This is a genomic window from Citrobacter sp. RHBSTW-01013 (assembly GCF_013781985.1).
In the GTDB taxonomy this organism is placed as follows: Bacteria; Pseudomonadota; Gammaproteobacteria; order Enterobacterales; family Enterobacteriaceae; genus Citrobacter; species Citrobacter braakii.
Genome location: NZ_CP056185.1, coordinates 2,198,729 through 2,224,668, shown reverse-complemented (window position 1 = coordinate 2,224,668; position 25,940 = coordinate 2,198,729). Strand labels below are relative to the sequence as shown.

The following is a 25,940-nucleotide window of genomic DNA, read 5'->3' as shown; positions in this document are numbered from 1 at the left end:
GCGGTTACGCGACGTGGCTGGCGGCAATATCCAGCAGCGCCATTTCTTCGCTATTGAGCAGCTTCTCAATGTTAACCAGAATCAGCATCCGGTCACCCAGCGCCCCCAGTCCCGTCAAGTATTCCGTCGACAGCGTTACGGCAAATTCCGGTGCCGGACGGATTTGATCCGTTGTCAGCGACAGCACATCCGAGACGCCATCGACCACAATCCCGACCACCCGCTGGCCCAGATTCAGCACAATCACCACGGTGTTTTCGTTGTAGTCCACATCGCTCTGGCTAAACTTCACGCGCAGGTCAACAATCGGCACAATCACACCGCGCAGATTGGTGACACCTTTGATAAACGCAGGCGTGTTAGCAATACGCGTCACCTGATCGTACCCACGGATTTCCTGCACTTTCAGGATATCGATACCGTACTCTTCATCCCCCAGTGTGAACACGAGGAATTCCTGACCTGACGGTTCGCCGGCCAGTTTAGTTACATTACTCATACCGGTCATATTATTCCCTTCTTACTCAATCAGGCGGCTGTGATCGCCACACGTTGTTCGCGGTTTAATCCCTGCAATGCAGAGACATCAACAATCAGCGCGACGCTGCCGTCGCCGAGGATCGTTGCTGCAGAAATACCTGGCACTTTGCGGTAGTTGCTTTCCAGGTTTTTGACGACCACCTGGTGTTGACCAATTAACTGATCGACCAGCAGCGCGTAGCGACGCCCTGCACTTTGCAAAATCACCACAATACCTTGAGTCGCTTCGGTTTTTGCGCCTTCAACCTCAAAGACTTTCCACAGCTCAACCAGCGGTAAATATTCGCCACGCACTTCCAGCACGCGCTCTCCTCCGGCCAGCGGATGGAGATCTTCTTCGCGCGGTTGCAGTGATTCCATAACGGCATTCAGCGGCAGAATAAAGACTTCGTCGGCCACGCGCACGGACATGCCGTCGAGGATCGCCAGCGTCAGCGGCAGCAGAATTCGGATAGTCGTCCCCTGTCCCTGTTTGGACTGGATCTCAACATGGCCCCCCATCTCCTGGATATTTCGCTTCACCACATCCATACCCACGCCGCGGCCAGAGACATCCGTCACCTGTTCAGCGGTCGAGAAGCCCGGAGCGAAGATCAGCATACCGACTTCGTCATCGCTCATGTTTTCGTGGATCGGCATCCCCTGGGAGATAGCTTTGGCGAGGATTCGTTCACGGTTCAGACCGGCGCCATCATCGGTGACTTCAATACAGATATTCCCGCCCTGGTGCTCCGCGGAAAGCGTCAGATTACCGATTGGGCTTTTCCCGGCTTCAAGGCGTTTTTCCGGCAGTTCAATACCGTGATCGAGGCTGTTACGCACCAGGTGCGTCAACGGATCGATGATGCGTTCAATCAGGCTCTTGTCGAGTTCGGTTGAGCTTCCCACCTGTGTCAGTTCGACCTGTTTACCCAGCTTACCGGCCAGGTCACGCACCAGACGCGGAAAACGGCTGAACACATACTCCATGGGCATCATACGAATCGACATCACCGACTCTTGCAAGTCGCGGGCGTTACGTTGTAACTGACCCATACTGGTGATGAGATCGCCATGATTGACGGGATCCAGTTCGTTAGAACGTTGTGCCAGCATAGACTGGGTGATGACCAACTCACCGACCAGGTTAATGAGCTGATCGACCTTCTCAACCGCTACGCGGATGCTGGTTGACTCGCTGGCACGGGCGGGTTTGTCGCGTTCCGCGCGTCCGTTTGGCGCTTCGCTGGCGGCGGCTTTTGCCGCTGGCGCAACGGCAACCGGCTGCGGCTTCGCGACAACGGCTACCGTTTCTGCTTCAGCTTCAGCTTCAGCTTCAGTTTCAACGGCTGCGGGCGCTGCGCTGACGGTTTCGAATTCAATCTGATCAGCTTCAATCACAAAGCACAGCACCGCGATGATGTCATCTTCCGCGAGGTTGCCATCAAGCGTTGCTGACAACGTGTCGCTCCCTTTCACCACATCGGTTAAGGTCGCCAGGTTCCCCAGCTCCTCTTCCAGTAAATCCACTTCATTGGCTTTCAGGCGCGTGAGAATAATGCGTTTCTTGCTCTCTTCACTTGCAGACTCAGGCTTTGCAACCGCCTCTTCCTGCATTGCAGCGCTGTCAACAACGCTCAGTTTTGCGGTGTTGACGACTGCCGGTGCGGTTTCACCTTTCGCTTCGAGCGCTAACTGTCGTAACGCATTACAAATGTACTCAAAGCTGGCGGCATCCGGCTCCTCTGAGTTTTTATAGGCGTCGAGCTGTTCCTGCATAATATCTTTCGTTTCCAAAAACAGGTTGATAATGTCGGCATTGAGCTGCATCTCGCCACGCCGCGCTTCATCCAGCAGGTTTTCCATCAGATGGGTCGTTTCCTGCAAAATGGTAAAGCCGAAGGTGCCCGCCCCGCCTTTTATCGAGTGCGCAGCACGAAAAATTGCATTCAGCTGTTCGGAATCCGGGGCTTCAGGAACCAAATCAAGCAGGTGTTGCTCCATGTCAGCCAACAGTTCGTCAGCTTCATCAAAAAATGTTTGATAAAAATCGCTTATATCCATGCTCACGCTATCACCTCGGATTGGCTGGTGGCGATGTGGGAACGCTTGCCGGCGGGAGTTCCGCTGGCTGTTGTAAGACACTTACCGGCTCATTCTGGCTTTCAGCGTTTTCATGCAAAATGGCCTCTTCCGCCTGCTTATTGAGAACCAGCAGGCTAATACGGCGGTTGATAGCGTCTTCAGGACCGCGATCGCTCAGACGCATCGTGGCGGCCATACCTACCACACGTAATACTTTTCCATCATCCAGACCGCCGCTAACCAGTTCGCGACGCGACGCGTTAGCGCGATCGGCGGACAACTCCCAGTTGCTATACCCTTTTTCACCATTGGCGTAAGGGTAATCATCCGTATGGCCGGAAAGGCTGATTCGATTAGGAATGCCGTTAAGCACTGGCGCTATGGCTCGCAGGATATCGCGCATATACGGTTCCACCTCAGCGCTACCGGTTTTAAACATCGGGCGATTCTGACTGTCGATAATCTGTATCCGCAGCCCTTCCTGAACTAAATCAATTTTCAAATGCGGGCGCAGCGCACGCAGTTTGGGGTCAGATTCAATCAACTGATCGAGATCGCCGCGAAGTTTGCTCAAGCGGCTTTGTTCCATGCGTTTTCTCAGATCATCGATATTCGGCTGCTTGTTCACCTCTCCCTGCTGCTGGGTGTAATCATCCCCGCCGCCTGGAATTGGACTTTGGCTATTCGAAATACGATTTCCCCCGGTTACCGCAGTAGCCAGCGGCGTACGGAAATATTCGGCAATCTGGATCAATTCTTTAGGGCTAGAGATGGAAATGAGCCACATCACCAGAAAGAAGGCCATCATCGCGGTCATAAAATCGGCGTAGGCGATTTTCCACGAACCATGCGCCCCACCACCGTGACCTTTATGCTTGCGTCGCTTTACAACGATAATGGGATGGGCCTGATTTTTCATGCGTCCTCGGTCGTCTGCTGCGCAGTTGGATTTCTCACCGCACGAACATGCTCTTCCAGTTCGATAAACGATGGACGTTCGCTGGAATACAGAGTCTTACGACCAAATTCGACGGCAATTGGCGGCGCGTAACCATTCAGATTGGAGAGCAGAGTTATCTTCACACACTGCATCATTTTGGTGGTTTCAGCGCTTTTCTGGCGCAGAACGCTGGCAAGCGGAGAAATAAATCCATAGGCCAGTAAAATACCGAGGAATGTCCCTACCATGGCATGTGCAATCAGCGAACCCAGTTCAGCCGCCGGACGATCGGCAGAAGCCAGCGCATGGACAACCCCCATGACCGCCGCCACGATCCCGAACGCCGGTAATGAATCCCCCACCATCGCCAGACTGTTGGCCGGGACTTCGGCCTCACTTTCGTGCGTCTCAATCTCTTCATCCATCAGCGCTTCAATTTCAAACGTGTTCATGTTGCCGCTGATGATCAGACGCAGATAATCGACAATGAAATCAAGCATCACGGCATCAGCAAGAATGCGCGGATAGCTGGCGAAAATTTCACTCTCTTTGGGGTTTTCGATATCGCGTTCAAGCGAGAACATGCCCTGCTGACGTGACTTGGCCATCAGGCGATACAACAGCGCTAGCAGATCCATATACATCGCTTTGGTGTATTTTGATCGACGAAAAAGCATCGGGATGGCTTTCATCGTCCCCTTAATGGCTTTCCCGTTATTGCCGACGATGAATGCCCCAATACCCGCGCCACCGATAATCACCAGCTCAGCCGGTTGATAGAGTGCCCCAAGGTGTCCGCCGGTCATCATGTAACCGCCGAAAACTGTACCAATAACAACCAGGTAACCTAATAAGATAAGCACGACATCATCCTTTCGCAATTGACTATGACAGGATGCGCAGTCGGGCAGTTAACTCGAGGTCAGGACAAAAAAAAGCAGCGGTAATCGCTTACCGCTGCTGGAGTGTTTGTCCACACCGTATCAGTTAAACAGCCTGTTCGATCTGTTCATCCAGCAGTTGTGGAATAATATCGGCAGCATTCTGGGAAAGTTTACGTCTTTTTACGGCGCGTGATGGCGGTTGGCATAAACTGCAGGCAAAGCTGCCTGCGGGTTGGTGAGCGTGGGTAATAAAATTCCCACCGCAGCAATTGCATCGGGACAACTCCAGCAATCCGCTGTCGACAAAACGCACCAACGTCCATGCGCGAGTTAACGCCAGCAGTGGCCCTTCTTCTGGCTGCGGGCACTGCTCAAGGTATAAACGATACGCTTTGATCACGGCATCCACGCCGCTGCACAAACCAGTTTTGAGCAGGAATTGCCATGCGTTGCAAAACATCGAAGCATGAATGTTTTGTTCCCACGTCATAAACCAGTCGGTGGTGAAAGGCAGCATCCCTTTTGGCGGAGGGCTGCCGCGTAATTCTTTATACAGCTTGATAAGTCGGCCACGGCTTAATTGCGTTTCGCTTTCCAGCATTTGCAAACGGGCGCCCAATGTGATTAATTCCATTGCTAGCTGGATATCACGCGCTTCCTGAACAATGCTTTTTTCGCTCATCATCAAGCCCTTTTCTTGCGCGCTGCTTCATCGATGTCACTTAACAGTCGCGTTGAAAGCATGATACCGGTATGAATTTGCTGAAGATCGTCAACGCGGGAGTCTTGCGTCAGGCGAGTAACGGTCTGGTGATCGTCGAAACGGAAATGACAGACCAGTTGGTTTGTTTCAGCCAGTTTGACCATTTGTGGAAGTGTTAATGTTGCCAACGTGTCCGCCATTTCTTCGCTGATACCAAGGCGAAACATCGCAGATGCTTTGTCCTGAACGATCAAACGCTGTGCAAGCAATAAATATGACAAATTGATGTCATAGATGTGTTTCAGCAACTCGGATGTATGCATTATTTGCATCCATAATAACCAACATTGTTTTCATGCGGTGAAACCGCACCCCGTGATGTCGCCGGGAAGGCCCGGTAAAAAAAAGCAAAAGGTCAAATACATAGCAGCGTGACGGCACTTACGCGTTGTCTAAACATTCCCTTTTCAGAAAGCCGCGCCCCTTACAAGCTCACATCAATTCTTACAAATGTCTAAGATTTTTCCTAATTCGACGCAACTCTACCCGCCGCCCGTTACACATACAACGTAGCTATGCTGCGAATTTGAAGAATATGTGACATAGATCACATAAACCAGCTAAACACTTAACATAAATCCATCAGCACAGCTTTTACTTTGCTTATTTTTTAATCTCAAGTTCGCCATTTCAATTCCTGACATACGAATATTCTTGCAATAAAAGCGAATAGTATTTTGTTCACAAACGTTAATATCACCTTGTGAAATAGCGAGCTTGATCACATATTTAATGTAAAACACTATTTTAATTAAATCCTTTATAAACAATGACTTAAATATTAAGGGTGATTAATTAATACCGGGTAGTGATAACCCGTTAAATGTTAACTTATGTTAATTTTTAATTAACACATTGTTTTCATTAGCGGTGAGTTTTACTTAAGTAAGCTGAACGTATTTACAACTTATATGACGCAATTATTCTATTTATAAGAATAATTAATGAATAACCATGATGACATTCACACTATCCAGGAAGGAAACGTTGCAGTATGGAGTAAGCTGAGCAATGCTGAGAAACCCTCTCATAATTCTTGAAAAAAGGAGCGAGTTATGAGCTATACACACATTCTTGTGGCCGTTGCCGCCACCCCTGAAAGCCAGCAGTTGTTAGCCAAGGCGGTTTCAATCGCTCGCCCTGTCAACGCTCGTATTAGCCTGATAACTCTGGTCTCAGACCCTGAACTGTATAATCAGTTTGCAGCACCTATGCTGGAGGACCTGCGTGAAGTGATGCAAGAGGAGACTCAGGATTTTATCGACAAGCTCAGCAAAGAAGCACAGTACCCCATTGAGCATACCTTTATTACCTATGGGGCACTGAATGAACATATTCTGGATGTATGCCGTAAACACGCGGTCGATCTGGTCATTTATGGCAACCATAACCACAGCTTCTTTTCGCGCGCGTCCTGCTCAGCAAAAAGCGTGATCGGTGCCAGCCACGTGGATGTTCTGCTGGTTCCACTGGCTGGAGATTGACCTGCGTTTTCTGAGCGTTACGCCAGTTTAGTGCAGGGAGAAACGTTGTCTGGCAATGGCTGTTTACTCTGACGTTGGATAACTTTTTCCAGATCGCAAATGAACCTCGCCTGCCAGTTGTCGATATCGTTTTTAATGATAGTTTCGAGCATCTCAGCGTGGCGGGAGATACGCTCAGCAAGCGGCATCGTCAGAGCCTGGTTTAATGCGCCAGCCACTTCGTCGCGGTCATAAGGATTAACAATAAGCGCGGCAGTTAGCTCATTCGCGGCCCCGGCAAATTGCGATAACACCAGCACGCCGGGGTTGGCAGGATCCTGCGCGGCCACGAATTCTTTCGCAACCAGGTTCATACCATCTCGCAGCGGCGTCACCAGCCCTACATCAGAGTAGCGGAAGATTTTCATCAGCAATTTACGATCAAAGTACTGGTTCAGATAATAGAGCGGCGTCCAGCCCAACTGCCCATATTTACCGTTAATCCTCCCCGCTTCAGTCTCCAGTTGGTGCCGAATATCCTGGTAGGCCTGCACCTCTTCACGCGAAGTTGGCGCTATCTGGGTGTAGCGAATTTTACCGTGGTGCTGCGGATAGTGTTCCAGCAGAGCCTCATAGGCCTGAAAGCGCTCCGGCAAACCCTTAGAATAATCCAGACGCTCAACGGAGAAGATATTCTGCACATTTTTAAGTTCTGCTTTCAGTTGCGCCAGCTTCGGCGGCAAAGGTCCGGAAGCCTGGCGGGCGATCTCATCCGGCTCAATACCGATGGGATAGACCTGGGTACGAAACGCTTTTCCCCATGCGCGGTGGTGCTGCTCGCTCTGAGTGGTTACCTGAGTCTGGGCTGCCAGACAATCCAGAAAAGCCTGACGATCGTTCTCGGTCTGGAAACCCAGTAAATCAAAGTCACACATCTGCTCAAGTAGCGTCTGATGTGGGGGTAAGGCATTAAAGATTTCCGGCGTCGGAAAAGGGATATGCAGGAAAAAACCGATACGGTTATTCACGCCGCGTTTACGCAGCTCGCTGGCAAACGGCAACAGATGGTAATCATGAACCCAGATTATGTCGTCATCGCTGAGCAGCGGCAGCAGTTTATCTACCAGCAAGGCATTCACCCGCTGATAGCCCTCCCATGCAGGACGCTGAAACTGTACCAAATCAAGACGATAATGAAATGCAGGCCATAAAACCGCATTAGAAAACTGGCAGTAATACTCTTCGTAATCCTGTTCACTCAAATTAAACGAAGCCCAGGTAATGTTGCCACGCGTGACTTTTTTTAATGGTTTGTCCTCATTACCCGTGTCCCCACTCCAGCCAAACCACAGGCCACCAGCAGCCTTCAACGCGCCCAGCACACCGACGGCAAGCCCACCTGCGCTTCCTTTGTCATCGGGTGAGGCGATACGATTAGATACTACGACTAAACGACTCATAGCCACCTCTTCTGTTATTCGTTGCTTTCGATTCTTGCTGCGAAGAGTTAATTTGTTCCAGCCAGTGCCAGACATCACTCACGCCATCCAGACGCCATGTCGCCTGCGTCGTTCCATTCCCCACCTTCACGGAAATGCCCCCTGCGCGATTAACCACGCCAAATCCTGTTTCGTCCGTCAGATCGTCACCAAAAAAAACGGGGACCCGTCCGGCAAAAGGTGCTTCCTGCATAAATGCGGCAATTGCGTCACCTTTGTTCGTACCCTTTGGTTTTATCTCCACAACGCATTTTCCGTGCTGTAAAGCCAACTGCGGCCATCTGTGCGTGATGCGCTCAGCCAGATTAATTAGCGCCGCTTCATGTTCCGGGGCCTGGCGATAGTGCAGTGCGAACGCCATCCCTTTTGCTTCAAGCGTTGTACCCGGCATCGTCGCCAAGGCGGTACTTAATAGCTCTCCTGCTTCGCGTTCTATTGCCGCAGCCAGGCGCACTATATGAGTTTGACCATTGATGTCACGGCGCTCTGCCCCATGCACTCCGGCGAGCGGAAAACGAAAGGGAGTGGTAAGCGCGTCAAGCTCAACCATCGAGCGCCCTGAAATCAATGCCAGCGCACCCGCATTATGCGTCGCCAACTGATGTAATAACTGCAGGATTGTCTGAGGGACAACGACCTGGTCTGGATAAGGTTTGATCTCAGCCAGTGTCCCATCGAGATCAAAAAAATAAGCACAGCTTGCAGATTGTTCAGGGGGTAAGATCAGTGATGCTGTCACCCGGTAATCCTCCTCATCATGGTCTGTACGCCGCGCGGATCGCGCCGTATATATGATGTATGACGGATATAAGTATAGACAGTGTGACCATGCTCGCCATTTGGAAAAACAATCGCCAGCCGGGTAGCGGCTGGCGATGAGCTAAAGCTAGACTAAAAAGTTGGGGTTAAAATCATCAAACAGTACGCTTCGCTTTTTGCTTGTAACGGTCGAAGATCACCGCCGCCAGCAGGATCAGACCACGTACGACATACTGTGCGAACGGAGAGATGTTCAGCAGGTTCATTGCATTCTCAACCGTACCCAGAATCAACACACCGGCCACCACATATGAGATTTTTCCGATGCCGCCTTTAAGCGAAACGCCCCCTAACACGCACGCGGAAATCACGATCAGCTCATAGCCGATTGAGGTCATTGGCTGGCCGCTGGTCATACGAGATGCGAGGATAATCCCGGCAATGGCGGAAACCAGCCCGGACAGAATAAAGATAATAATTTTGGTACGAACGACCGGAACCCCAGCCAGACGTGCCGCCTCTTCATTCCCCCCAATGGCCAGCGTGTTACGACCAAACGTGGTTTTATTGAGCAGCAAGCCAAAAACGATGAAACAGACGACCGTGATCCAGATAGGTGCCGGCAGACCAAACCAGTTGGCGTAGCCGAGAGTGAAGAAGCGCTCGTCTTCAATCCCTACCGCCTTACCGTCGGAAATAATGTAGGCCAGACCACGCACAATCTGCATCGTCGCAAGGGTCGTGATTAGGGCGTTAATTTTCAGCCGCGCAATCACGAACCCATTCACCAGACCACATAGAATACCGAGCAGTAGCCCGGCAGCCACGCCAATCCACAGGCTTTCGGTCATATTAATGACCACGGCTGTAGTGACCCCGGCGCAGGCAATCACGGAGGCAACGGACAGGTCGAAGTCACCGGATGCCAGGCAAAACAGCATCCCACACGCGACCATACCCGACATCGATACCGCCAGCCCCAGCCCCTTCATGTTGATGAAAGTGGCAAAGTTAGGCACAAAGAGGGAACAAACCAGGAACAGCGCGGCGAACACGACCAGCATCCCGTATTGATCCCAAATGCGACCAAGATTTAGCGCCGACTTTGCAGCACCTGAACCCGATGTTGAAACGGAAGACATCATTCTCTCCTTATTCAGGCTACAGCCTGGCTAACTTTTGGCATAGCAAGGCTTAACGCCTGGCGTTCATCCGCCTGTTCATGAAGTAACTCACCGGCAATTTCGCCTTCTCTCATCACCACGATACGGTCGGCGACACCGAGCACTTCTGGCAGATCGCTGGAAGCAAACAGCACGGCCACGCCGCGCGCCGCGAGGGCATAAATCACGTTATAAATTTCATGCTTGGCACCCACATCAATACCGCGTGTAGGTTCGTCCAGCAAAATCACTTTCATCTCTTCCGATAACCAACGGCCGAGGATAGCCTTCTGTTGATTACCGCCGGAGAGGTTCATAATCAGTTGCTCCGCGCCCGGCGTTTTAATATTGAGTGAGCGAATATGGTGATCGGCATTGGTCTCTTCCCAGCCGTTGTTGATCACGCATCCGCCCAGAACATGTTTACGACGGGCACTGATGTTGATGTTGTTACGTACCGAATGGACCGGAATGATCCCTTCAGCCTTGCGATCTTCCGGGCACAGCATCATCCCCGCTTCAATGGCGTGGCTCGGTTTACGGATATCAATAGGCTGTTCATCGATAAACACCTGGCCTGCCGTGATACGCGTGCCGCCAAACAGACCTTTCATTAATTCGCTACGTCCGGCGCCCACCAGTCCAAACAATCCAACAATTTCACCACTGCGCACTGATAAACTGATCGGGGTGCGCACGCCTGGGGCTTTGACTTCATGCAAACGCAGGCGCTCTGCACCATAAGGTCTGGATTTCCAGCCATAAATATCACCGAGGTCGCGCCCGACCATCGCCTGCACCAGCGCGTCGTGATCGACCTGCTGCATATCCGTGAACGTTTTGACGTAATGACCATCTTTAAACACGGTGATGGCATCGCTAAGGGCAAAGATCTCCTCCATACGGTGCGAAACGTACAGGATGATGCGCCCTTCGTTGCGTAGCTCACGGATGACGCGAAACAGATTCTCAATCTCGCGCGCTGAAAGGGAGCTGGTCGGTTCATCAAACGCGATAATTTTGGCGTTGCGCGCCAGCGCTTTCGCAATCTCCACCATCTGCCATTGACCAATGGAGAGGTATTTCAACGGCGTATCGGGATCGATATCCATGCCCAGATGCTTGAGCTGGAGACCCGCTTCATAGTTCAGCAGCGAGCGGTTCACAATCCCGCCTTTGTGCGGCATCTGCCCTAAATAAATATTCTCGGCAACGGTCATTTCCGGGACGAGATGCAGCTCCTGGTAAATAATGGCAACACCGGCGTTCAGCGCGGCATTGGTGTCCGCAAACGAAACCTCTTGTCCACGGATCGCCAAAGATCCCGTCGTTGGCGCATAGTTGCCGCTGAGAATTTTTAATAGTGTTGATTTCCCGGCGCCATTTTCGCCCATCAGCGCATGCACCTGACCGGCATAGCAGTCGAAACTGATATCCGTGAGCGCTTTAACGCCGGGGAACGTTTTGCCAATGCCGCGAAATGAGAGATACGGGGTAGACTGTTGCATAACGTCTCCGTGAGTCAGATCTTTATGCCGGATAGCGGCTTTGCCTTATCCGGCCTACTGAGTACGCAATTCGTAGGCCGGATAAGACGCGTGGCGTCGCATCCGGCATTTGTGTTACTTACCGCCTAAGCCTTTCTTCGCCAGTTCTTCTTTAAAGTTATCGCGGTTAATCAGCACCACATCCGTCACTTCAGTAAACGCCGGTGGCTCTGCACCTTTCGTTACCCAGTTGTAGAGCATCTCACTTGATTTGTAGCCGTGAACGTCCGGGCTTGGCAGGAGTGAACCGTAGAACCCGGTCGCTTCGCCTTTGGAGAGTTCGCTCACGGCATCAACGCCGTTGATGCCGATACCAATCACATTCGGCGCTTTGAAGCCCTGCCCTTCGGTCGCACGTACGCCGCCCAGCACGGTGTTGTCGTTCATGCCAACAATCAGCCAGTGTTTGACTTCAGGGTGCTGAACCAGCATGGAGTTAGCGGCATCGAATGCCCCGGGGATGTCATTCGATTTTGTGGGGACCTGGTAGATCTGTTTTTCCGGGAAGCCAGCGGCTTTAAGCGCTTCCATTGAACCCGATGTACGGCGACGCGCGGTATCGAGTTCATTCGCGGTAATGGCCATTACGGCTGTGGATTTCACATCCCAACCGCGCTTTTGCATCTCCTTATACAGCTCCTGGCCCTGGCGCTCACCAATTTTGGTTGCAGCCATCATCACCAGCGGCACGGTATCCATCGGCTTACCTTTGGCGTTAGCAAACTGGTCATCGACGGCAATGACTTTCATATCGTAGCCACGCGCCTTGGCCATAATGGCAGGCCCGAGTTTGGGGTCCGGCGTACAAATCACAAATCCTTTTGCGCCACTTGCAGCCAGGCTGTCGATGGCGTTAAGGGTCTTCTCACCATCCGGGACGGCAATTTTAATCACCTCAAAGCCAAGGTCTTTACCGGCTTTATCGGCAAATTTCCATTCAGTCTGGAACCACGGTTCTTCCGGTTGTTTGACCAGGAAACCGAGCTTCATGGATTCAGCGATAGCGGATTGTGACATAATGGCAGCCAGACCGATGGCAGCCAGCGCTTTAGTGAATTTGTGCATGGTTAACTCCAGCTTTAACGTTCTTTTATGTAGGGTAAAATCAGACGATTTTTTGTAATTCGGACGTAAAACAAGGCATTACCTTTTAGTGATAAGATCAATGCCAGTGCTGAGAGTAGTTTTAGCGGGAAATTGATTCTCCATAAGAGAGCGGCATCACACCACAGAATTACAGTAATTGCGTACATAAATTCAGCGGGAAATGACATAAAAAAACGCGGTTTTGTCGACGGGAAAAAAGAGGGATAGCAGATTAATCCATAACATCAGCCAACGAATCCTTGTTCCCGAATACCGAAGCATTCGGGAACATGATTACCATCGGTAATAAATGTGGTCAGCGTGATCGCGAACCGGAATGTCATCTCCCAGCAGGCGCGCCGCAAGCGTCAACGCAAAATCGAAAATATGCCCTAATCCTTTGCCGCTAATCAGATTGCCATCTTCAACAACCGGCGCATCGATATATTCCCCGTCCGTGACGTTTTGCCACAGATCGCCTGAGCAAACATAGCGACGCCCCTTCAGCAGACCGTTGCCGCCCAACACGCGCGCGGCCGCAGAACATACCGGGCAAATGAGCTTTCCTGCCTGATCATGACGGGATACAAACTGGATGACCGCCTCACTGGCGGCAAGATTAACGCTGCCCTGCGGCCCGCCTGGCAATACGACGGCATCGTAGAGATATGTCTGGCGCGCGGCCAACGTGCTATCCATCACCATCGGTACGTCATGATAACTCACCACCGCACGTGACTCTGCGCAGGCCAGGGTTTCGACTTCGATATTCAGGCGACGCAGAATATCCAGGGTAACAATCGCCTCCGCCTCTTCAAAACCGGGTGCCAGCAGCACCGCAACCTTCTTCATATGTAACTCCTTGCTTAATCCACATAAACGAAAAAATTAATGACGACCAGTGCAGACTGTTAAATTTCTCAATTTGATTAAAACTGTTCTGGCGCAAAAAATTAGCCATCAGATAATTTGTACTAATCCATCCCGATCGTGAAATTGCCTTTCAACTTGGGCAGATAATCATCAGATGCCAGACAATACCTTATTGTGGAATTTAATTTTGTGATATGAAACACCATTTCATTATCGTGAAAATCATTTAATTACATAAATTTCAACCTCTTACATTCATGTCATCTATATGCCAAAACAACAGAAGCATGAATACTGTTATGACAATATGTAAAAAAACATAAATACGCAGATTTAAGGATTTTCTTATACCAGGGCAAGCGTTATGCTGAATCTCGATCGGAGCGAATATAATTCGTGATCACTAAAGGACCGGCGGAACGGATTTATTCTGCTAACAGTTTTAATTGTACGTAGAGGTGAAGTGCAGCGACAGCCCGCTGTACTGGCGTGAGTAACGTACATCCCCCTTTCTGGAAATAAGGATATTGATATGGCTGCAGTTGGAATTGTTCATAAACTCAATACACAAATGAATCTCGAGTTCTACGCCTCGAATCTTTACCTGCATCTCAGCGAATGGTGCTACGAGCATAGCCTGACAGGTACAGCCACGTTTCTACGCACGCAGGCGCAAGGTAACGTGACTCAAATGATGCGTATGTTCAATTTTATGAAAAGTGCCGGGGCTAATCCCATCGTCAAGGCCATGGATGTGCCGGGTGATGAACTGAGTTCCCTTGAAGAATTGTTTCAGAAAACGTTGGATGAATATCAACAGCGCTCGAGTAAGCTCTCGCGTTTAACCAATGAAGCTGAAGCATTAAACGATGCGCCAACCATTGATTTTCTTCACGATCTGGAAAAAGAGCAGCAGCAGGATGGCGTGCTGTTACAGACGATTCTTGATGAAGTCCGCAGCGCCAAACGCGCGGGGTTGTGCATGGCGCAAACCGATAAGCACTTGCTCAACGTCGTTAACTACCAGCATCACTAATCTTCAGTTTTCATCGCGTTAATGCCGGATAGCGATGCTGCGCACTTTATCCGGTCAACCTCTGATTTTCCCTGGCACGCGCCTCCCATTCTGCGAGGCGCAAAAAAACCTTTCTAAAACCTGAAACAACGGTTTATTTTAGTGGGATTCGTTCTGCGGCGTGAATTTCAACTCGATCAAGGCAACCGCTTTTTGTATTGCGCGCATAGTGACCGGATCGGCCCCTGCAGGATGGCTGGAAAAATCGATGTTTTTCAGTTGGCTGGACATTTTTTCCCGAACTTCTACCGGGGCAATAACATCAAGAACATCCAGAATTTGCTTGATAACCAGCTGACAGGCAACAACGTCCGAGAGCAGTTCCTGATCGGCATTCAATGTTTGGGACATAGTGAGCTCCTTATAGAAAGGTCGTCATAGTACCTATTCAGCGATCGAAACGATAGCCGCGCACACATTACAAATGCGCTGAAAATAAAAAAGGTCCAGTCAGTTTCTTTTGAGATGGCAAGCACAACATGAGTGAACAGTTAGCGGTTGAGAACCAACGCGGTCTTTCCCCGGCAGCATTACTTGTTGCCGGGGCTTTCTTTATGGAATTTATTGACGGCACGGTGATTGCCACAGCCCTACCCGACATGGCCAAAAGCTTTGGCGTACAGGCGGTAGACCTGAACATTGGTATCAGCGCCTACTTGATCACCCTCGCGGTGCTTATCCCCGCCAGCGGCTGGATTGCGGATCGCTTCGGCGCCCGAAAAGTGTTTACCCTGGCGCTAGCGATTTTTACTCTCGCTTCGGTTTTATGCGGTTTTTCCGAAAGCCTTGAGAGCTTTGTAGCAATGCGAATTTTACAGGGTGTAGGTGGCGCGCTAATGGTTCCTGTTGGCCGTCTCGCGGTACTGCGCACCACGCCTAAACATCAGTTGATCACCGCCATAGCGACCCTGACCTGGCCCGCGTTAGTCGCGCCTATCATCGGGCCACCGCTTGGAGGATTCATTACCAGCTATGCTAACTGGCGTTGGATCTTCTTTATTAACGTACCGCTGGGAGTTTTGGCGATCGCGCTGGCGCTACGTTTCATCCCGGATATTCATGACGACGAGCGCCGTCCATTTGATATAGCGGGTTTTATCGCGACCTCTGTTGCGATGGTTAGCCTGGTGTATGCTATGGAGTTACTGGGAACCCAGCAGCCGCAGGGCTGGCTAACCGCCGGGCTGCTGGCGCTAGGAACCGTGACCTTTCTGTTTGCCCTGCATCATTTTCGTCACACTACCTGGCCGATGATTCGTCTTGATGCCATGAGCGTCCCTACTTTTCGCGTCACCCTGTACGGCGGGTCACTATTTCGTGCCTCTATTAGCGCTGTACCATTTCTGCTGCCGTTAATGTTCCAGGTCGGTTTTGGCATGAACGCTTTTCACGCGGGTTCGCTGGTTCTGGCGGTGTTTGTGGGCAATCTGACGATAAAACCTGCCACCACGCCGTTGATACGCTGGCTGGGCTTTAAGAAACTGCTGTTAATCAACGGTGCGCTAAACGTCCTGGCGCTGTTGGCCTGTGCATTAATTACGCCGCAGACCCCGGTGTGGGTTATTTTGTTGGTGTTGTATCTGGGCGGCGTGTTCCGCTCAATTCAGTTTACCGGCATCAGCACGCTTGCCTTTGCGGACGTCCCCGGGCCACAAATGAGCTACGCTAATACGCTGTTCAGTACGGCAACACAATTAGCGGTAGGCTTGGGCATTTCGTTGGCCGCTATCGGGATCCGTATCGGTGATGAGGTGAGTGAATGGCTGGCGTTAGGCTATATTCCGGGTATCAGTTTCCGGCTGGCCTTTGTCGCTATTGCGATTATTTGTCTGGTAGGTATGGTTGATACGCTGCGGCTTGCCCATGATGCTGGAAGCGCGGTTTCTAACAAGAACAAATAGCCCGGCAGGCGAACACCGCCGGGCCAACAGGATTTAGCCAACTATCTCGCGTACAAACGCTTCGATCGCTTTGTCCTGGCAGTTTTCAAAGAAGCACTGCTGGAAGCGCGGACCAGATACGGCGGTTTTTACCAGTTCAGGATCGATAGCGCGCAGAGTGTCCAGATAGTTTTCTTTTACCACCGCCGCTTTCACCTGGTTCAGGATCCCCGCGTTACGCACCTGCGGCTCTTTACGCTCTGGTGGATACCCTTCGCCGTTACGACCAGTGAATGCTTTTTCAAACATATAGCGCACATTCAGCTCAGCACCCCAGCCAAAACCTTTGGCGAATGCCAGAGAAAGCGCATTCCCGTTGTTGATCTGAGAGAACAAGAATGCGTCTGCCGGATCGAGACAATAACCACACACCACGCCCGGATGAATATTCAGTGACATCATTGCCCCCTGACCCGTACCGCACCCCGTAACCACAAAATCCACGGCTTTGGAATTGAGCAGGATGCTGGCCATAATCCCTAAATGGATGTAGGTCAGATGATGGTCATTTTCGTCGCTCATCCCGACGTTATACACTGGAAAACCTTTCTCATCCGCAACGGCTTTAAGCTCGTTATGAATGATGGCATTTTTGCTTGCCTGGCTGTTTTCCATCATCAATGCAATTTTCATTCTGTAATCTCCTGAATGCGCTGCGGAGGCCCGCTGAAAGTCATAACATTCAGGCCACATTACTATTTTGCAAACTCACTTTCAAATTTAATGAAATTTTGTTTTATAAAATAATGAGGTGCTCACATTTTTCCTGAGACAGCTCAGAATAGCCTCAATAAAATGACGTCGTTGCGATTAATCGCAGGTGATCTTCGGGTTATTCAAGCCATTGATGCGCCACCACATATGCCATGATAGCCTATCTCCGAACTTTCAGAGCGATCACATGAAGACCTTTATCCTTGCCCTTTTGCCGCTCGTGCTGACAGGATGCACTATTACTAAACAGGCGCAGGTCAGCGAAGCCAGTGCCATCACCGGCGTCGTTCGCCTGACCTACAACCAGGCCATGCTACAAACGGCGCGTACCGATGATTACGTGACCCAAGGCATAGCCACCAAAGAGTGTCAGCGCCTGGGTTATGCCAACGCAATGGCGTTTGGTCAGCCGGTGTCAACCTGTAGCGTATATGCCGGTTCTCTGTGCTTAAATACCAAAATTACGCTCGCCTGGCAGTGTCACGGCGTTACGGTATCCCAATCGCCTGCCTTCAATTATTAATATTTTCGACCAGCACATTATTGCTGGTCTTCTGCCTTTTCATTATTTATATTCTCCGCTTAATAGCGTTAATGCGTTTTATTCCCATTCGCATTTTAATAAATAAATTTATTATTTTACCTTTTGCAAATAATTAAATAACAAATTATAGTGACGCCACGCTAATATATAATAACGTTTGTGGAGCACAACCATGCTGAAAACAGAAATGATCGACCAACTGAATGAGCAAATGAACCTTGAATTATATTCATCTCTGCTCTACCAACAGATGAGCGCGTGGTGCAGCTATCACAGCTTTGAAGGTGCCGCCGCGTTCCTGCGCCGTCACGCCCAGGAAGAGATGACGCATATGCAGCGTCTGTTTGACTACCTGACCGATACCGGCAGCTTGCCGTGTATTAACACCGTCCCTTCCCCCTTTGCTGAATATGCGTCTCTGGACGAACTGTTCCGTGTTACTTACGAACACGAGCAGTTGATCACCCAGAAAATTAATGAGCTGGCACACGCGGCAATGACCCACCAGGATTATCCGACGTTTAATTTCCTGCAATGGTATGTTGCCGAGCAGCATGAAGAAGAGAAATTATTTAAATCTGTCATTGATAAGTTATCGCTGGCAGGGAAAAGTGGCGAAGGTCTTTATTTCATCGATAAAGAACTGGCTACGCTTGATACACAGAATTAATGTTGTGGGGTAATGAAGGCAACCCGCCATCATTACCCGCTAAAATCAGTGACGGCAGATCTTGCTTTCGTGCGTAGAGAAGCCGTCTTCTTTTGCAATAAACTTTCCCTTCGCCGCTAAAAACGCCACCAGCTCAGCTGCCGACATATCCGCCGCAGAACAGGTGTGAAAACGAGCCTGCTCGCCAAACCGTGCCGTAATCGCCGCTTCAAGGCTGGCATTTGAATACTGCTCGCCAGATTCAATCATCATGTTGAGCACTTCGTGACCGTGAATAGATTCCATACTACCTCCTCAATAAAGTCCGTAGCCTAATGTGAACGGCACGGCCTTGCTTTGCGCTAACGCAGGTTTACCCGCAGATAAATATCATTTGTGATACATCTTAACGCGCCAAACATCGTAAAGATTAATGTACATTCATTGTAACGGTGATTTGACGAAAATAGCGTTTTGCCTTAACCTGCGCCGCAGATATAACCGTTGATTATCTCTGGGACAGAGGAAAGCGTGAAAAACAGAACCCTGGGTAGTATTTTTATCGTGGCGGGAACCACGATTGGTGCCGGAATGTTGGCAATGCCGCTGGCCGCGGCAGGCGTGGGGTTTAGCGTCACGCTGGTATTGTTAGTGACTCTTTGGGCGCTAATGTGCTACACCGCGCTGTTGCTGCTTGAAGTGTATCAACACGTACCGGCAGACACTGGGTTGGGTACGCTGGCAAAACGTTATCTTGGTCGTTACGGACAATGGGTAACGGGCTTTAGCATGATGTTTTTAATGTACGCGCTGACGGCGGCGTATATCAGTGGCGCTGGTGAGTTGCTGGCTTCCAGCATCAGCGACTGGACCGGGACAACGCTCTCCCCGACAACAGGCGTACTGCTGTTCACCTTTGTTGCCGGTGGCGTGGTTTGCGTTGGCACATCTTTGGTCGATCTGTTCAACCGTCTGTTGTTCAGTGCCAAGATAATCTTCCTGGTGGTGATGCTAGCCCTGTTAATGCCGCATATCCATAAAGTAAACCTGCTTACGTTGCCGCTTCAGCAGGGGCTGGCACTGTCTGCAATCCCGGTTATCTTCACTTCGTTCGGTTTTCACGGCAGCGTCCCCAGTATCGTCAGCTATATGAACGGTAACATCCGTAAACTGCGTTGGGTGTTTATCACCGGGAGCGCCATTCCGCTAGTCGCCTATATCTTCTGGCAACTGGCCACGCTTGGCAGTATTAACTCCTCAACGTTCATGGGGCTGTTAGCCAACCACGCTGGTTTAAACGGTTTATTACAAGCATTACGTGAAGTCGTGGCTTCGCCGCACGTCGAACTGGCGGTGCATCTGTTTGCCGACCTTGCGCTGGCAACCTCTTTCCTCGGCGTCGCACTGGGATTATTTGACTACCTGGCCGACCTCTTCCAGCGCCGCAATACCGTAGCAGGAAGAATGCAAACCGGCGTGGTGACCTTCCTGCCGCCGCTGGCATTCGCGCTGTTCTATCCGCGTGGTTTCGTCATGGCCCTGGGGTATGCGGGCGTTGCCCTGGCGGTGCTGGCGCTGCTCATTCCCTCGATGCTGGCATGGCAGAGCAGAAAACAGAATCCACAGGCTAACTACCGCGTGGCGGGGGGTGCTCCGGCGCTGGCGCTGGTATTTTTGTGCGGCATTGTGGTGATAGCCGTACAGTTTTCGATTGCAGCAGGATTACTACCGGAAGTGGGTTAAAACAAAAGGGGCTTCACGCCCCTTTTTCTTAATGCAAACAACACTGCTTATATTTTTTACCGCTACCGCACGGACAAGGGTCATTGCGCCCTACCTTGGCATCCACTTTGACCGGTACTTTAACCGGCGTTTCCTGAGGATGCGCCATCCAGTAAGCATGCAGATCCAGCGCCGCCAGGCGGATGGCATCCACGCTCTCTTCGAACGCTTCTGGCGTCATTTTCTCAACGACCGCAAAGTTTTCTTCCGTACCGTGCAGCGCAATAGCCTCGAGCGCCGGTTTTAACGAGTCTGGTAACGCGGACCAGTCCGACAGCGCGACGCCGCGCATATAACCAAAACACCACTCTTCAACGATGGTCAGTTCATGCTCGTCAATTTCACGCAAACCAAACAGCGGCTCAAACTGCTCAGGATATTCATCCAGGCGATCGGCCGTATCCGCCATATGTTGAAACGCCAGGTTCATGAAACGCGTCATTTCTTTTTCGGAGGACCAGCGAGGAACATACTGCGCGCCGCCCCAAATAGCGACCAGCCACTGCTCCGGTTCAATTTCATACGGTGAACTCAGTACCGCCGTCAGTAAACCATCCAGTTCTGACACATCCAGAATAGCCTTATCTGTATTGTACTTAGTCAGTACATCATCCAGCCATTCCAGTTCGCTCTCGTTTAATGGTCCCGTTTTCATAACGCTTTTCCTTAGTCAAAAAATCTTGCCTGTGATCATCCTACATGGCTGGAGGGATAACAGATATAAATGGGCATATGCGGCTTACAGCAGCCGCCTGTTCAGGTTAACAGGAAAAGAGGGGAATTCCGGTAGTTAACGCACAAAAGAGAACACTAAGCCGCCGGGCATCATACCGGGAAAACACAATAAAACCACCCGCAGGTGGTTTACTGTTGTTCAATACGGTTGAGCGTTGCGGTATAGCCCGTTTTCGCTACTGCGTTAAGTAGAGTATCGGTTGGGAAACCTTCTGGCACGATGGCTTCTGCCTGCCGGGTTTTGAGAGAGGATTTTGCTTTAATCACGCCGTCGGTTTCACGTAGCGCCTGATTGACCGAAATAACGCATAACGAGCAGGTCATATTTTGTATATCCAGCACCACTTTTTGATTGGCCGCCTGAGCCCACAGCGGCAACAGCAAGCATGCAACTAACGCGAAGATCTTCATTCAAATACCTCATAAAACCAGGCAACAAGCGTTGGGTAAAATAGCACCGGCAAAATCAATGCCAGCGCGCACCAGTAGAGAACGCGCGCTTGCTTCAGAGTTAACCACCCGGAGCACCACAACCGTTTGGAAAAATAGAGCCGCCAGAAGACACGCAATAATAATCCCAGGGACAGCAGTACCAGAGGAGTTCGCAAAAACTCAAACCGGGTGAAAACGGCGAAGCTCGCCGCCGAAATACCAAACAGCAGGTAAAGTAGTGGTCCAACACAGCATAAGCCAGCGGTGACGGCGGCGGCCGCAGCCGTCAACAGGGTAAGCCCCGCACCTTTAGCGTTGTTCTGTGGCGACATAGCTGTAGGAAAACGCTTTAGGGTCATAGAAATTGATCGGGTCGCCATCGACTTCAGCGTAAGGATAACCAAAGTTATTCATGGCCCCCTGCTCCGTTGCCGGATACAACTCGAAATCACGCCCATAGTTGAATCCAACCCAGTTCATTTCCCAGTTACCAAACAGGTAAGCGTTAACCGCCTGGACATCGGCATCCTGATGCGTTTTTTTCTCTGCCAGACGCATTTTGGTCACATCAGCAGGATCGCACGGTAACCAACCGTAACCTGCCAGATAGAACTCAGCGCGGCAGTGTTGTCCGCCGCTCACATTGGCAACGCCTGCACTGTCGGCTGTGCCAAAAGCACTTTTCGAGTAACGTTCGAGCTTATTGGCCTTGCCCAGACGGATGCCAAACAGTTCGCGCGCCGGAATACCGCTGGCCCGCGCCAGAGCAACAAAAACGGAGCTCATGTCGGTGCATTTTCCTTTGAGCTTACCGCTTTTTAATATCTCCGCCACATCCCCCGTGCCGCAGCCAATAACGTCGTTGTCACGCTCCATATGGCTGCTGACCCATTCGTAAATCAGGCGCGCTTTTTTTAGCGGATCCTGCTCATTACCGGTGATTTTACGCGCGGTTTCCAGGACCAATCCATCAACTGGGGTATGTGCCGTCGGCAACAGATACGGTTTTACATCCAGCGGATAAATAATCTGCTCAGGTGCCTGCCAGTTTTTCAGCGCGTCCTGCTTCAGCGGTTCCCAGTCGGCGGTTTCAATGTCGATATCAACGTTAACCAACAATTCACCCTGCGAGTCAGCCCAGGTGGCAAACAGCGTTTTCGCGCCATAGGTATTATTGGTGGTGACGTACGCCTGCTTATAGTTTCCGCTAAAGGCAAGCGCCGTCATTTGTTGAAACGCGGTATCCACCGGTAGCGGGATCCACAGTTTCACCACGCCGCTCGATCCCTTAGGAGGATTAAGTTTATACGTTTGAGATAAGACAAAGCGTCGACGAGCTATTGGCGCAACGGATGGCTCCGCGGCACGTACCGTCTGGCTAATGAGTGCAGGGCCGACTAATCCGGCGGCGGAAAGGAGAACGCTATTTTTGAGAAACTGACGACGTTGCATTGCTGTCTGTCCAGGTTGTAAGAGTTGAGCTACGGCTAAAGGGGAAACCGTACGCGATCATCACAGCAGACAGAGGCTGGCATAAAAAGGCGAGTCGATGGAGATTATTCATCAATAACAGACCTGTTAACTGTGAATGAAGTGAGAAACTGCAAGGTCGCTATTAAGCCATTTACAGCCACAAAAGTACAGCAGCGGAGATACGTTCAGACTATATACACAGTCGTTGCCAGTTTGCGGGCTAACCCTCTTGCCCCTTCGCGCATGACCGTGTTGTGATTCCAGCGAAATACAGGTGCTGCCAGCGGGGCGAGATAATTCATCCAACGGATCGTGGTACGCACATTCCAGTCATATCTGACAATAGTCGCTGTACCATTGGCAGTAAAAGACCATACCCCTCGCCCTTCCACCGCGCCGCTGGCTTGTCCTTCAAGCAGTGTGCAAGGCCGTATTTTCAACACATTGATATCAAAAGTTAAGCGATAAGGAAGCGCCCCTTTCCAGGTATAACGATGCAACGCCCCAATACCCCGTAAATCCCCTTTCCTTATCTCAACGATGCGTTCCAGACTTCCCCACCATTCAGGCCAGCTATCCGGATGGGAAAAAACATCCCATACCTCCTGAATTGAAGCCTCAACCCGCCAGACTGTGGAAAACTGATAGTCAGCCATAGTGCAGGCTCCCTCAAGGCGTGAAAAAATTGACGGGGAAACGGGTGTTGATAACCATAGCATCCAGAAGAACAGTTTCTAATCGCTGCCCATCTGGCGCATAGCTGATCACTTTGGCAGGGAGTCCGTGATAATTATCCAGCCAGATGTCGTAGCGGTGAACGCAACTCGCGGAGAAAATGAGACGCGCATAATCGCCCCCTTGTATCGGTACTATCTGCAAACTGGAGTCATCAGCTGTCGACTGTTTTTATTATAGTTCTTAATTGCGCGGCACTCCTCTCCCGGCCCCTCAGACTCCGTACAGGCAACAGGCTTAAATTGTTTATTTTCTATTCAGATGAGATAAAGGTATAAGACTATACTTTAATAGCCATACTTTTAATGGGTATTAATCATGAAACTGCCATCGGTATTTTCATGCGCCGTCCTCGTATTGCTGCTGGCGTCATCGTCTGCCGCAGCCAGCGCGTTACAAAACCAGGCCGCAAGAGAGCAAGAGTTAAGCGCGGCACTTCTTGCAGGAAATGGCGTCATCATCATTGGCGGGACGGATGATTTCGCTTTCACATTCAGGGCACGTAACCGAATCCACAGACATTTGGCGATTCAGGATGGCATAGGCGATCCCATCATGATGAATGGTTTTCAGGACCACAACTATAATCCCTCCCGGGATGGCTTTATCAACAACCCAGCCCGGGGAAGGTTTATGTTTAATGCACCGATTCGTCGATAGATTGATTGGCAATGGGGAGTGTGTAGCGGGCGGCTTAACGTATCTGGCTGGCTTACTTGACGCAAAATACCTATGGTTCGTCAAAAGCCGGCACAAAAAAACCACCCGTAGGTGGTTTCGCGACACTGCTATTGCTTTGATTGTTCTATTCTTTCCCATGGTACCGGTGTGGGATTTGCCCACACAGCACGAACGCCGAGCAGTTCAGGATATTTTTCAAGAAGTTAATATGTAACTTACTTCTGCGTAAACACCTTTGTTAATCAGGTATGCGGGATCGGAAGTCCGGCAACAGAAAACTGGTGATTCGATTATTTTTAATCTGCGTGGTTAAGCTTGTTGCAGACCGTTCAAATCGTTAAGCATCCGCTTGAGACATTTGATTTTATTCTTATCGCGAACTGATTGCGAAAGCTTACTGAGTTGAAAAAACGTTTTGTCACCAAACCCGTCAATGACTTTGAAGCGATAATCCTGACGCTCGCTATCCCAGGCATAAACAATGTTTTTACAATGCAGGGAGTTAATAATGACTTTGGTGCTGACAAACCATGCTAAAAAAGCATTCAACTTCTGCAATTTGCTGTCATCGAGTTCTTTTTTGAGAGCAAGCTGATAAAGAGTTTGAGCAAGGTTGCCATGCTCATCGCACTCCTTCACAGTGATCTGCCCTAGCCCTTTATTTGTTTCAACAAGACCTTCGATCTTTTGCATATAAAGAGAGTCTGTTTGATGACCAGGCTTGCATTCTTTGAGGTCCCGGAAGACTTCCCGTAACTTGCTTTTATAGTTCGCAATATCTGAAATAACGATTTTGATCAGCAGGTTACTATCCTGTGGATGCTGAAAGACGTAACGATCGTTACCTCGTGCAAGTAAGTCTTCATCTGTCAATACAAGCTCTTGTTTCATGATAGTTTTTGACTCTTACCCTAAGGGAAATGAAATTGCCTCAACTGACCTGCATCGGTAAGTTCTGCTAATCAAAAAACTATTATGTATATATTTATTTCAATAATTGATAAACGAAATGCATTCGGAGTGAGACAAATGTCTCTTCAGGCAAGTGGGCAGGCTAATGAACCTGTTTTGATCCCCCGCAAATACGCTTCTCCAGTCGTGAACGAGGGTTATCAGTAAAGAGCAGGCACCGGTATGAAGTCAACAGGCACCCGATAATATTAAGCGGAAAGATTACTTAACCCGTTTCCCCGTTTCGTCAATGACCTTTTCGCCATCCTCTTTGGTAAAAGAGCCTTTCTGAGCTTCAGGTAAAATATCCAGCACAATTTCTGAGGGACGACAAAGACGCGTGCCAAGCGGCGTCACTACAATCGGCCGATTAATCAGGATCGGATGCTGAATCATAAAATCGATCAACTGCTCATCAGAAAACTTATCCTCATCAAGACCCAGTTGCTCATAAGGTTCAACGTTCTTCCGCAGCAATGCGCGTACTGAAATGCCCATATCTGAAATCAGTTTGGTCAGTTCATCACGAGCCGGGGGCGTATCGAGATAATAAATAATAGTTGGTTCGTTACCGCTGTTACGGATCATTTCCAACGTGTTACGTGAGGTGCCACAGGCCGGGTTGTGATAGATGGTAATGTTGCTCAT

At 50.2% G+C, this 25,940-nt stretch carries 29 protein-coding genes and 1 pseudogene; 7 read left to right on the top strand and 23 right to left on the bottom strand.

Annotation, left to right across the window (positions count from 1 at the left end; genetic code table 11):
• Positions 1 to 4: 4 nt before the first annotated feature.
• From cheW to flhD, 6 genes are all read right to left on the bottom strand, one after another.
• The gene (cheW, locus tag HV350_RS10800) at positions 5 to 508 is read right to left on the bottom strand and encodes a chemotaxis protein CheW (protein WP_003034638.1); all 504 of its coding nucleotides are present in this window, start codon (positions 506 to 508) and stop codon (positions 5 to 7) included.
• 20 nt (positions 509 to 528) lie between these two features.
• Positions 529 to 2,589 (bottom strand): chemotaxis protein CheA, encoded by a 2,061-nt coding sequence (gene cheA / locus HV350_RS10795; RefSeq protein ID WP_181630464.1) that lies wholly within the window; start codon positions 2,587 to 2,589, stop codon positions 529 to 531.
• Between the two features lie 4 nt (positions 2,590 to 2,593).
• Positions 2,594 to 3,523: a flagellar motor protein MotB gene (gene motB, locus HV350_RS10790; protein WP_016153441.1), complete on the bottom strand. Its 930-nt coding sequence runs from the start codon at positions 3,521 to 3,523 to the stop codon at positions 2,594 to 2,596.
• Positions 3,520 to 4,407 carry a flagellar motor stator protein MotA gene (gene motA, locus HV350_RS10785; protein ID WP_016153442.1) on the bottom strand — a complete coding sequence of 296 codons (888 nt, stop codon included), beginning with the start codon at positions 4,405 to 4,407 and terminating at the stop codon, positions 3,520 to 3,522. Before motA ends, motB begins: the two co-directional genes overlap by 4 nt.
• Before the next feature lie 124 nt (positions 4,408 to 4,531).
• A complete protein-coding gene (gene flhC, locus HV350_RS10780) occupies positions 4,532 to 5,116 on the bottom strand; it encodes a flagellar transcriptional regulator FlhC (RefSeq protein ID WP_181630462.1) in 585 nt (194 codons plus the stop codon).
• Positions 5,113 to 5,454: a flagellar transcriptional regulator FlhD gene (gene flhD, locus HV350_RS10775; protein WP_016153444.1), complete on the bottom strand. Its 342-nt coding sequence runs from the start codon at positions 5,452 to 5,454 to the stop codon at positions 5,113 to 5,115. Before flhD ends, flhC begins: the two co-directional genes overlap by 4 nt.
• 792 nt (positions 5,455 to 6,246) lie before the next feature.
• Here flhD and uspC point away from each other — a divergent pair.
• Positions 6,247 to 6,675: a universal stress protein UspC gene (gene uspC, locus HV350_RS10770; RefSeq protein WP_016153445.1), complete on the top strand. Its 429-nt coding sequence runs from the start codon at positions 6,247 to 6,249 to the stop codon at positions 6,673 to 6,675.
• Positions 6,676 to 6,692: 17 nt separating this feature from the next.
• Here the strand turns inward: uspC and otsA are convergent, their stop codons facing one another.
• The 6 genes from otsA to HV350_RS10740 form a co-directional block, all read right to left on the bottom strand.
• Entirely contained in the window at positions 6,693 to 8,114 is a 1,422-nt protein-coding gene (otsA, locus tag HV350_RS10765; RefSeq protein ID WP_131405073.1) for an alpha,alpha-trehalose-phosphate synthase, read from the bottom strand.
• Positions 8,089 to 8,892: a trehalose-phosphatase gene (gene otsB, locus HV350_RS10760; RefSeq protein ID WP_181630460.1), complete on the bottom strand. Its 804-nt coding sequence runs from the start codon at positions 8,890 to 8,892 to the stop codon at positions 8,089 to 8,091. Before otsB ends, otsA begins: the two co-directional genes overlap by 26 nt.
• 175 nt (positions 8,893 to 9,067) lie before the next feature.
• Entirely contained in the window at positions 9,068 to 10,054 is a 987-nt protein-coding gene (gene araH / locus HV350_RS10755) for an L-arabinose ABC transporter permease AraH (protein WP_016153448.1), read from the bottom strand.
• A gap of 14 nt (positions 10,055 to 10,068) precedes the next feature.
• Complete coding sequence (gene araG / locus HV350_RS10750; RefSeq protein WP_019077050.1) at positions 10,069 to 11,583, bottom strand: arabinose ABC transporter ATP-binding protein AraG; 1,515 nt, start codon at positions 11,581 to 11,583, stop codon at positions 10,069 to 10,071.
• A 114-nt stretch (positions 11,584 to 11,697) separates the two neighbouring features.
• Positions 11,698 to 12,687, bottom strand: coding sequence for an arabinose ABC transporter substrate-binding protein (locus tag HV350_RS10745; protein ID WP_181630458.1), 990 nt, complete (start codon positions 12,685 to 12,687; stop codon positions 11,698 to 11,700).
• A gap of 315 nt (positions 12,688 to 13,002) precedes the next feature.
• Positions 13,003 to 13,560, bottom strand: a complete 558-nt coding sequence (locus HV350_RS10740) for a DJ-1/PfpI family protein (protein WP_019077051.1) — start codon at positions 13,558 to 13,560, stop codon at positions 13,003 to 13,005.
• Between the two features lie 553 nt (positions 13,561 to 14,113).
• Here HV350_RS10740 and HV350_RS10735 point away from each other — a divergent pair.
• Positions 14,114 to 14,617, top strand: coding sequence for a non-heme ferritin-like protein (locus HV350_RS10735; protein WP_016153451.1), 504 nt, complete (start codon positions 14,114 to 14,116; stop codon positions 14,615 to 14,617).
• A 138-nt stretch (positions 14,618 to 14,755) separates the two neighbouring features.
• Here the strand turns inward: HV350_RS10735 and HV350_RS10730 are convergent, their stop codons facing one another.
• Positions 14,756 to 15,007, bottom strand: a complete 252-nt coding sequence (locus tag HV350_RS10730; protein WP_016153452.1) for a DUF2766 family protein — start codon at positions 15,005 to 15,007, stop codon at positions 14,756 to 14,758.
• Between the two features lie 128 nt (positions 15,008 to 15,135).
• On the opposite strand from HV350_RS10730, the gene HV350_RS10725 reads away from it, so the two are divergent.
• Positions 15,136 to 16,557 carry an MFS transporter gene (locus HV350_RS10725; RefSeq protein WP_181630456.1) on the top strand — a complete coding sequence of 474 codons (1,422 nt, stop codon included), beginning with the start codon at positions 15,136 to 15,138 and terminating at the stop codon, positions 16,555 to 16,557.
• Between the two features lie 33 nt (positions 16,558 to 16,590).
• On the opposite strand, the gene HV350_RS10720 is transcribed toward HV350_RS10725, so the two are convergent.
• A complete protein-coding gene (locus HV350_RS10720; protein ID WP_016153454.1) occupies positions 16,591 to 17,229 on the bottom strand; it encodes an RpiB/LacA/LacB family sugar-phosphate isomerase in 639 nt (212 codons plus the stop codon).
• Positions 17,230 to 17,497: 268 nt separating this feature from the next.
• Between HV350_RS10720 and yecR the strand changes: the two genes are divergently transcribed.
• Together yecR and ftnA are read left to right on the top strand one after the other, a co-directional pair.
• Positions 17,498 to 17,833 (top strand): YecR family lipoprotein, encoded by a 336-nt coding sequence (yecR, locus tag HV350_RS10715; protein ID WP_181630455.1) that lies wholly within the window; start codon positions 17,498 to 17,500, stop codon positions 17,831 to 17,833.
• A 193-nt stretch (positions 17,834 to 18,026) separates the two neighbouring features.
• Entirely contained in the window at positions 18,027 to 18,524 is a 498-nt protein-coding gene (gene ftnA, locus HV350_RS10710) for a non-heme ferritin (protein WP_016153456.1), read from the top strand.
• A gap of 45 nt (positions 18,525 to 18,569) precedes the next feature.
• Here the strand turns inward: ftnA and HV350_RS10705 are convergent, their stop codons facing one another.
• Positions 18,570 to 18,809, bottom strand: a complete 240-nt coding sequence (locus HV350_RS10705) for a YecH family metal-binding protein (protein WP_016153457.1) — start codon at positions 18,807 to 18,809, stop codon at positions 18,570 to 18,572.
• 225 nt (positions 18,810 to 19,034) lie between these two features.
• On the opposite strand from HV350_RS10705, the gene tyrP reads away from it, so the two are divergent.
• A complete protein-coding gene (tyrP, locus tag HV350_RS10700; RefSeq protein ID WP_181630453.1) occupies positions 19,035 to 20,246 on the top strand; it encodes a tyrosine transporter TyrP in 1,212 nt (403 codons plus the stop codon).
• Between the two features lie 28 nt (positions 20,247 to 20,274).
• Here the strand turns inward: tyrP and HV350_RS10695 are convergent, their stop codons facing one another.
• The 6 genes and pseudogenes from HV350_RS10695 to HV350_RS26835 form a co-directional block, all read right to left on the bottom strand.
• The gene (locus HV350_RS10695; RefSeq protein ID WP_019077057.1) at positions 20,275 to 20,940 is read right to left on the bottom strand and encodes a YecA family protein; all 666 of its coding nucleotides are present in this window, start codon (positions 20,938 to 20,940) and stop codon (positions 20,275 to 20,277) included.
• A 209-nt stretch (positions 20,941 to 21,149) separates the two neighbouring features.
• Positions 21,150 to 21,431, bottom strand: coding sequence for a heavy metal-associated domain-containing protein (locus HV350_RS10690; RefSeq protein WP_016153460.1), 282 nt, complete (start codon positions 21,429 to 21,431; stop codon positions 21,150 to 21,152).
• Positions 21,428 to 21,784 (bottom strand): mercuric transporter MerT family protein, encoded by a 357-nt coding sequence (locus HV350_RS10685; protein WP_016153461.1) that lies wholly within the window; start codon positions 21,782 to 21,784, stop codon positions 21,428 to 21,430. The genes HV350_RS10690 and HV350_RS10685 overlap by 4 nt, the downstream gene beginning before the upstream one ends.
• Positions 21,762 to 22,904 carry a transglutaminase domain-containing protein gene (locus HV350_RS10680; protein WP_181630452.1) on the bottom strand — a complete coding sequence of 381 codons (1,143 nt, stop codon included), beginning with the start codon at positions 22,902 to 22,904 and terminating at the stop codon, positions 21,762 to 21,764. The genes HV350_RS10685 and HV350_RS10680 overlap by 23 nt, the downstream gene beginning before the upstream one ends.
• A gap of 206 nt (positions 22,905 to 23,110) precedes the next feature.
• Positions 23,111 to 23,581 carry an SRPBCC family protein gene (locus tag HV350_RS10675; RefSeq protein ID WP_053389504.1) on the bottom strand — a complete coding sequence of 157 codons (471 nt, stop codon included), beginning with the start codon at positions 23,579 to 23,581 and terminating at the stop codon, positions 23,111 to 23,113.
• Positions 23,582 to 23,594: 13 nt separating this feature from the next.
• Positions 23,595 to 23,744 (bottom strand): annotated as a pseudogene (locus HV350_RS26835) (DUF1571 domain-containing protein); the annotation flags it as partial.
• A gap of 234 nt (positions 23,745 to 23,978) precedes the next feature.
• Between HV350_RS26835 and HV350_RS10670 the strand changes: the two are divergent.
• Positions 23,979 to 24,320: a hypothetical protein gene (locus HV350_RS10670; protein ID WP_181630450.1), complete on the top strand. Its 342-nt coding sequence runs from the start codon at positions 23,979 to 23,981 to the stop codon at positions 24,318 to 24,320.
• Positions 24,321 to 24,650: 330 nt separating this feature from the next.
• Here HV350_RS10670 and HV350_RS10665 read toward each other — a convergent pair whose 3' ends face one another.
• Together HV350_RS10665 and arsC are read right to left on the bottom strand one after the other, a co-directional pair.
• Positions 24,651 to 25,232, bottom strand: a complete 582-nt coding sequence (locus HV350_RS10665) for a YrbL family protein (protein WP_016156828.1) — start codon at positions 25,230 to 25,232, stop codon at positions 24,651 to 24,653.
• Between the two features lie 282 nt (positions 25,233 to 25,514).
• Positions 25,515 to 25,940, bottom strand: coding sequence for a glutaredoxin-dependent arsenate reductase (gene arsC, locus HV350_RS10660; RefSeq protein WP_181599165.1), 426 nt, complete (start codon positions 25,938 to 25,940; stop codon positions 25,515 to 25,517).